A 7372-nucleotide genomic window follows, 5' to 3' on the forward strand; every position below is an offset into this window, starting at 1 on the left:
GGCTCAGCCGGCGCGCGGGACGATCACCACCGGCCGCCGGGCGCGGCGTACGAGCCGGGCCGAGACCCCGCCGAGCAGCACCCGCCGCGCCGGGCCGTAGCCGCGCGAGCCGCAGAACAGCACGTCGACGTCGTCCAGGTCGGCCAGCGACTCGACCACGTCGCCGACCCGGATCTCCCAGTCGGCCTCGACGCCACCGGCCGACCCGGCCGCCCGGCTCAGCGCCAGCTCGTACGTCTCCCGGGCGGTCTCCAGGAACGCGTGCTCCGCGTCCTGCCCGACCAGGAACGGCATGGTGGCGTCGGCGTTCGCGACGACCGTGTACAGCCGCAGCGGGCTGCCGGTGCGGGCGCCCAGCCGGGCCGCCGCCGCCAGCGCGGCCCGGCCGTCCGGGGTGTCCACATAGGCGACACCGATCCGGCCCAGCGTGCCGGGCGGCGTCTCCATCGCGGCCGGGGCGACCGCGATCGGGCAGACGCTGCCGGCCAGCAGCCGTTCGGCGGTGCTGCCCGCGAAGAGCCGGTGCCGGGTGCCGGACCGGCCCGAGCCCACCACGATCACCTCGGCCGCCAGCTCCTCGGCCAGGTCGTGCAGGCCGTGCGCCGCGGAGGTGGAGGCGACCACCCGGTACGTGATCGCGACGGTGGCGCCGGCGAGGACCCCGCGGGCGCCGTCGAGCACCGCGGCGGCCGCGCGATGCCGGTCGGCCACCCACTCGGCGTCGACCCGGCCCGAGCCGAGCGCGGACGGTGCCGGATGCACCACCGCGACGACCAGCGGCGCCTCCAGCGTCTGCGCCGTCCACTGGCCCAGCAGCAGGGCGTCCTCGCCGGCCTCGGCGCCGTCGACGCCGACGATGACCGGGGCGTTCACCGCGGCTGCTCGGTCGGCGCGTCCGGGGTGCCGTCATCCGCCGCGGCTGCCGCGGCCCGGAGGCGCAATCTGGAGTGGCGGAAGCCGTACAGCGCGTAGATGGCCAGGCCGACGATCAGCCAGACCACGAAGCGGATCCAGGTGCTCAGCGGAAGGTCCGACATCAGATAGATCGCGAAGAGCACGCCGAGGATCGGCAGCACCGGCGACCACGGGACCCGGTACGGCCGGGGCATCTCGGGCCGGGTCCGCCGCAGGATGATCACGCCGATGTTGACGAGGACGAACGCGAACAGCGTGCCGATGTTGACCAGCTTGACGATCGCGGACAGCGGCACCAGAGCCGCCAGGATCGCGATGAGCACGCCGAGGCCGATGGTCAGCCGGGCCGGGGTGCCGTACCGCTGGTTGACCGTGGCCAGCCGCTGCGGGAGCAGGCCGTCGCGGCACATGGCGAAGAAGATGCGGGTCTGGCCGTACAGGATGACCAAGACGACGCTGGTGATCGCCACGACCGCGCCGAGCGACAGGATCGAGGCCGCCCAGCTGATGCCGGCGCCCTGGTCGAGCGCCGCGGCCAGGGGCGCGTCGCTCGATTCGAGCTGCGCCGGGGTGGCGATGCCGATCGCGCCGACCGCGGTCAGCACGTAGAAGATCGTGCAGATGACCAGCGAGCCGATGATCGCCAGCGGCAGGTCCTTGGCCGGGTTGCGGGCCTCCTCGCTGCCGGTGGAGACCGCGTCGAAGCCGATGTAGGCGAAGAAGATGATCGCGGCCGCCGAGGTGACCCCGTCGACCCCGGACGGCGCGAACGGGTGGAAGTTGCCGGTGCCGAAGTTGAAGAACGCCACGACGATGAAGAACAGCAGCACCGTCAGCTTCACCCCGACCATGACCAGGTTGACCCGGGCGCTCTCGGTGACGCCCCGCACCAGCAGGAACGTGATGGCCAGGACGATGAAGACGGCGGGAAGGTTGAAGATGCCCCCGTCCTCCGGGGACTTGGCGATGGCGTCCGGCAGGCTCACCCCGAACGCCGCGTCGAGGAAGGCGTTCAGGTTGCCGCCCCAGCCGACCGCGATCGCGGCGACCGAGACGCCGTACTCGAGGATCAGGTCCCAGCCGATGATCCAGGCCACGATCTCGCCCAGGGTGGCATAGGTGTAGGTGTACGCGCTGCCGGAGACCGGGATGGACGAGGCCAGCTCGGCGTAGGAGAGGGCGGAGAAGGTGCAGGCCACCGCGGCCAGCACGAAGGAGACGATCACCGCCGGGCCGGCCACGGCGGCGCCCTCGCCGATCACCACGAAGATGCCGGTGCCGATGATCGCGCCGACGCCCATCGCCGTGAGTTGGGTGGCACCGACGGCCTTCCTGAGCCCGTGGCCCTCCTCGGTCGTCTCGGAGATCAGCGACCGTACGTCCCGGACGGCGAAGATCCCCGGGCGCTGGCTGGATCCAGTAACCATGCTGAGCCCCATCCTCCACATGCGTCGGCGAGGTGATCGGCGCGATGTGGCTACCTTGCCCGCAGTGGTGGCCGTTGATGCCGGCGCCGGATGATTTTCTCGTGAGACTCTGGGGCGGACGTGCTGTCCGCCCTGGTCACGGAAACACCGGGCAGCCTGCGGAGGCACCGGCGGGCGTTGTACCGTGAGCCGACGGGCAACCGGGTTCGGAGGTCGGGGTACATGGGCGAGGCCGGGATGACCACGCGGCGCCAGGCGGACGGCGCGATCGTGGTCGAGGTCCGAGGCTCTCTCGACGCGGCGACTGTGGACGGGCTCCGCACCACGCTGCTGAAGGTCCTGCAGGCGGAACGGCCGGTCACGATGGTCGTCGATCTGACCTTCGTCACCTTCATGGACTCGATGGGCGTGGGTGCGCTGGTGTCCGGTTACAACACCGCCCGCGACACCGGCACCCGGTTCGTGCTGCGCAACCCGAGCGAGTTCGTGCACCGGCAACTGCGGATCACCGGCCTGGCCGACATGTTCGGTCTGCCGCCCACCTCTCCGCACCCGCAGACATACACCCCGTAGCCCTTTGGGCGACCGGGCCGTTCGCCGGTTATGGTGCCGTCATGGAACCGGCGGTCGGTGCGTGGTGCGCGAGCGCCGAGATCTGCTTCCGACTCCATGATCACGAGCACCGGCTGAAGTCTGTGCGGCTGAGGTCGGCGGCCGCGACCGGCGACTTCGGCTACGACGCCGAGCGGCGCAGCTGGGAGCTGCGGCTGCCCCGGCCGCCCGTGCGGCGCATCGAATACCACCTGGAGCTGGGCCACCCGGACGGATCCAGCGAGACCATCTGCGACCCGGACAACCCGCGCCGCGACGGCGAGGCCTCCGTGCTCACGTGCCCCGACTACCGCGAGCCCGACTGGCTGCACCTGCCGCAGGCGGCCGGCCGGTGGCGCGAGGTCTACCTGCCGCTGCCGGCCGTCCGCGGCGAGATGGTCGCCCGGATCTGGTCGCCGGACATCCGCACGGATCGGGTCCTGGTCGCACACGACGGGCCCGACTTCCACCGGTACGGCGAACTCGGCCGCTACACCGGCGCCATGATCGGTGCGGGGCGGGTGCCGCCTTACCACCTCGTGCTGCTGCCGCCCGGCGAGCGCTTCGAGTGGTATTCGGCCAGTCCGGCGTACGCCCGGGCGCTGGCCTACGACGTGCTGCCGAAGCTCGCCGCCGAGCTCGGCACCGACCGGCCCGTGGTCGGCGCCGGCGCCAGCCTCGGCGCGCTGGCCATGCTGCACGCGCAGCGCCGTCATCCGGCCGGATTCGCCGGGCTGTTCCTGCAGTCGGGCAGCTTCTTCCAGCCGCGCTTCGACCGGCAGGAGTCCGGTTTCCGGCGCTACCTGCGCATCGTCCGGTTCACCGGCCGGGTCCGGCGCGCCGCGACCTTCGACGCACCGGTACCCGTGGCCATCACGTGTGGTGCGGTCGAGGAGAACCTGGCGAACAATCGCGACATGGCCGCGGTACTGGGCCGGCAGGGCTACGACGTCAGGTTCACCGAGGTTCCCGACGCGCACAACTGGACCGGTTGGCGTGACGCCCTCGACCCGGACCTGACCGGGTTGCTGAAGCAGGTGTTCATCTAGCGGGAGGCGCCAATGGCCGACGTCGAGCACACCATCGGACTGCTGCTGGGCACCGAGGACGACTGGCCGCGGGCGTACGAGGCGATGCTGCGCCGGATCGGCGCGGTCACCGACGACCAGGGCCGCACCCACCGCACCCGCAGCGTGCGGGTCACCATCGAGCCGTTCAACCTGCGCGACTCGCCGCGCCACGACCTGGTGATCGACCGGCTCGCCTACTGGTACTACCACCCACGCGAGTGGCTCAAGAAGATCGCGCTGATGGACGACGTGTACCTGCTGAACAGCCCGTTCACCTTCCAGGCCATGGAGAAGCACGCCGCGTACTGCGCGATGATGCGGCTCGGGCTCAAGGTGCCGCAGACCGTGCTGGTGCCGTTCAAGAACCCCCTGGACAACTCCCGCTATGCGTACACGTCGGGGCGGTACAACCAGCCCTTCGACCTCGAGGCGCTGGCCGAGTCCGTCGGCTATCCGATGTACATGAAGCCGTACGACGGCGGCGCCTGGGTCGGCGTCTCCCGGATCCGCAACGTGTCCGAGCTGCACGCGGCCTACGACGCGTCGGGGGAGCGGCTCATGCACCTGCAGGCGGCCGTCGAGGACTACGACGTCTTCGCCCGGTCGCTGACCATCGGCCCCGAGACGATGGTGATGCGGTTCCGCCCCGAACTGCCCATGCACGAGCGCTACGCGGTCGAGCACGACTTCCTCACCCCCGAGACCGGCGACGAGGTGGTGACCATCTCCCGGGTGGTCAACGCCTTCTTCCGGTGGGAGTTCAACAGCTGCGAATCCCTGGTACGCGGCGCCGACGTGCACCCCATCGACTACGCGAACGCCTGCCCCGACGTGGCGGTGACGTCGCTGCACTACTACTTCCCGTGGGCGATGTCGGCGCTGCTGCGCTGGACCATCTACTGCGTGGTCACCGGCCGCCGGCCCCGGCTGGACACCGACACCTCCGCGTACTTCGCGATCGCCGACGACCCGTCGCTGTCGTACTCCGAGAAACTGGCGGGCTACCGCCGGCTCGCCGACGACTACTTCGAGATCGAACGCTACGAGGAGTTCTGCGCCAAGCACCTGCGGCGGGTGGACGAGGTGGTCGCCGCGTGGATCGGCTCGGACGAGTTCCGCGCCCTGCTGCGCGAGACCGTCCGGGCCACGTACCCGCCGCACGAGCACGAACGGTTCCTCGGCCACTTCACCGGGCTGATCGACGCCTGGCTGCGCGATCATGGCTGACCTCGGGCGCGCCGTCGGGTTCGCCGCCGCGCTGTACGGGCGCCGGCTCGACCTGCTCTACCACGGCTACCTGCGCCGCGATCCGATGTCGCTGCTGCACCTGCGGCCCGGCCGCGACAACCCGTACGCGATCTACCGCGGCATGCCCCGCTTCGGGCCCACCCGGCTCGGCAACTGGGCGACGACCAGCCACCGCCTCTGCAGCACGGTGCTGCGGGACCGGCGGTTCGGCGTACGCGTCCCCGGCGCGGCGGGCGCCTCCGACACCTTCGACATGTCGTTCCTCGACCGGGACCCGCCCGACCACACCCGGCTGCGCCGGCTGGCACAGCCCGCGTTCAGCCCGAAACAGATGGCCGGCTATCGGCCGCGGATCGAGCGCACGGTCGACGACCTGCTGGACACGGCGCTCGCGGCGGGTGAGTTCGACCTCGTGCCGGCGCTCGCGGCGCCGCTGCCGATCGGGGTCATCACCGACCTGCTCGGCGTGCCCGACGCCGACGCCGCGCGCTTCGCCCGCTACGGCACCGTCATCGGCGGCGCGCTCGACGGCGTCCGGTCGCCGACGCACGCGGCCCGGCTGCGGGCCGCCGACCGGGCGCTGCGGGAGCTCTTCGAGGAGCTGTTCGCGCTGCGCCGCCGCGCGCCGGCGGACGACCTGATCAGCCGGATCGTGGCCGCCGAGGGCGATCAGATCCAGCCGGCCGAGATGGTCCCGATGTGCATCCTGCTGCTGGTCGCGGGCTTCGAGACGACGGTCAACCTGATCGGCAACGCGATGAACGCGATGTTCGAGCATCCGCAGCAGTGGGCGGCGCTGGTCGCGGACCCGGCCGGCCGCGCGCCGGCCGCGGTCGAGGAGACGCTGCGCTACGACCCGCCGGTGCAGCGCACGGTCCGCTGCGCCCTGCAGGACGTCGACCTGGACGGCCATCCCGTACGCCGGGGCCAGTACGTGGTGACGCTGATCGGCGCCGCGAACCGCGACCCGGAGGCGTTCACCGACCCGGACACGTTCGACATCGCTCGCGCGTCGACGGCCGACCACCTGGCCTTCTCCAGCGGCATCCACTACTGCGTCGGCCAGCCGCTGGCCCGGCTCGAGGCGACGGTCGCCCTGCGGAGGCTGGCGGAACGGATGCCGGACCTGCGCCGGGCCGGCCCGCTGCGGCGCCGCGCGTCCGGGATCGTGCGCGGCCCGATCAGCCTGCCGGTGCGTACCGGAAGGCGGCGCCTGTCCGTGGTCTGACCGCGGCCGGAAGCGTCGGGGGGCGGGCCTAGAGTTCAGGGCGTGCACATCCGGATCGAGGGCAGCGACCTGCCCGGGCACCGCCCCGGCGCGGAGGCCGACGCGCTGCGCCGCGGCAACGTGCACGTCGGCGTCCAGCGCGGTTCCGAGGTGATCGACCGGGTTCCGGCCGGCGCCGCCGGCGCCACCTGGGATCTCGAGGTGACCAGCCGCGAGGTCGACGACCTGCTCGACGTCGGCGGGCCATACGTGCACGGCCGGCCCGGCGCCCGCTTCCTCTATCTGAGCTGGGGCGCGGTCGACGGCGACACGTTCGCGATGTTCCGGCGGGCCAAGCTGCTCTTCGGCGACATCCCCACCGGGGTGCTGCGCGCGGCCCACGACGGCGGGGTGCTGGTCGGCCGGCTCGGCCTCACCGGCGCCGACGGCGGGCCGCGCTGCGCCCGGGTGCGGCCGCCCGACATCGCCTGGCAGCTCACGTGACAGTGGTCGCGCACGGCCTCATCGCCCGCGACGGCACCCTGGCCGTCTGGGCCGAGACCGACCGGACCGGCCCGGCCGGCCCGCCGGCGCGGGGCTCGGCGCCCGAGCACCGTTCCGCCCGCGCCCTGCCCGGCGAGGTCCGGCAGGCGATCCTGCTGCTGCCCTCCACCTCGGCCGGGCCGTTGCCGTCCCCGCAGCTGGGGCTGCCGCCACGCCGCGGCCGGCCCCGGCTGCGCCCCTGGCGGGTGCCCGCCGGCACCGTCGCGTTCGTCACCGACGACCTCGCCGACGAATACGGGGCCCGGGCCGCGCCCTCGCTGGCCTACCTGGCCGAGGTCTGCGCGTTCGCGGCCGACCTCGTCGCGCGCGGCCGGGTGCTGCCCGGCGTGCACCCGGGCGGCCGGCGGCCC

The 7372-nt window shown here is 72.7% G+C and carries 7 protein-coding genes and 1 pseudogene; 6 read left to right on the forward strand and 2 right to left on the reverse strand.

From position 1 onward, the window contains the following. Positions 1 to 3 precede the first annotated feature (3 nt). Together AB0F10_RS27620 and AB0F10_RS27625 are read right to left on the reverse strand one after the other, a co-directional pair. On the reverse strand, positions 4 to 873 hold the full coding sequence (locus tag AB0F10_RS27620) for a universal stress protein (RefSeq protein WP_360631061.1): 870 nt from the start codon (positions 871 to 873) through the stop codon (positions 4 to 6). Beyond that, positions 870 to 2342, reverse strand: a complete 1473-nt coding sequence (locus tag AB0F10_RS27625; RefSeq protein ID WP_360631064.1) for an amino acid permease — start codon at positions 2340 to 2342, stop codon at positions 870 to 872. Before AB0F10_RS27625 ends, AB0F10_RS27620 begins: the two co-directional genes overlap by 4 nt. A gap of 237 nt (positions 2343 to 2579) precedes the next feature. On the opposite strand from AB0F10_RS27625, the gene AB0F10_RS27630 reads away from it, so the two are divergent. From AB0F10_RS27630 to AB0F10_RS27655, 6 genes and pseudogenes are all read left to right on the forward strand, one after another. Further along, a complete protein-coding gene (locus AB0F10_RS27630; protein WP_360631067.1) occupies positions 2580 to 2915 on the forward strand; it encodes an STAS domain-containing protein in 336 nt (111 codons plus the stop codon). Between the two features lie 41 nt (positions 2916 to 2956). Further along, a complete protein-coding gene (locus AB0F10_RS27635) occupies positions 2957 to 3982 on the forward strand; it encodes an alpha/beta hydrolase-fold protein (protein WP_360631070.1) in 1026 nt (341 codons plus the stop codon). Between the two features lie 12 nt (positions 3983 to 3994). Then, entirely contained in the window at positions 3995 to 5230 is a 1236-nt protein-coding gene (locus AB0F10_RS27640; protein WP_360631073.1) for a hypothetical protein, read from the forward strand. Further along, complete coding sequence (locus AB0F10_RS27645; protein ID WP_360631076.1) at positions 5223 to 6479, forward strand: cytochrome P450; 1257 nt, start codon at positions 5223 to 5225, stop codon at positions 6477 to 6479. Before AB0F10_RS27640 ends, AB0F10_RS27645 begins: the two co-directional genes overlap by 8 nt. Before the next feature lie 42 nt (positions 6480 to 6521). Beyond that, positions 6522 to 6962: a DUF5990 family protein gene (locus tag AB0F10_RS27650; protein ID WP_360631079.1), complete on the forward strand. Its 441-nt coding sequence runs from the start codon at positions 6522 to 6524 to the stop codon at positions 6960 to 6962. Then, positions 6959 to 7372, forward strand: a pseudogene (locus AB0F10_RS27655) (ATP-dependent helicase); the annotation flags it as partial. The gene AB0F10_RS27650 and the pseudogene AB0F10_RS27655, both read left to right, overlap by 4 nt.

The organism is Actinoplanes sp. NPDC026623 (assembly GCF_040638275.1).
GTDB lineage: Bacteria > Actinomycetota > Actinomycetes > Mycobacteriales > Micromonosporaceae > Actinoplanes.

Excerpts from the sequence above, each read along its gene's own strand:
- AB0F10_RS27645 (WP_360631076.1), top strand. The coding sequence starts at position 5,223 with ATGGCTGACCTCGGGCGCGCCGTCGGGTTCGCCGCCGCGCTGTACGGG.
- AB0F10_RS27630 (WP_360631067.1), top strand. The coding sequence starts at position 2,580 with ATGACCACGCGGCGCCAGGCGGACGGCGCGATCGTGGTCGAGGTCCGA.
- AB0F10_RS27635 (WP_360631070.1), top strand. The coding sequence starts at position 2,957 with ATGGAACCGGCGGTCGGTGCGTGGTGCGCGAGCGCCGAGATCTGCTTC.
- AB0F10_RS27625 (WP_360631064.1), bottom strand. The coding sequence starts at position 2,342 with ATGGTTACTGGATCCAGCCAGCGCCCGGGGATCTTCGCCGTCCGGGAC.
- AB0F10_RS27640 (WP_360631073.1), top strand. The coding sequence starts at position 3,995 with ATGGCCGACGTCGAGCACACCATCGGACTGCTGCTGGGCACCGAGGAC.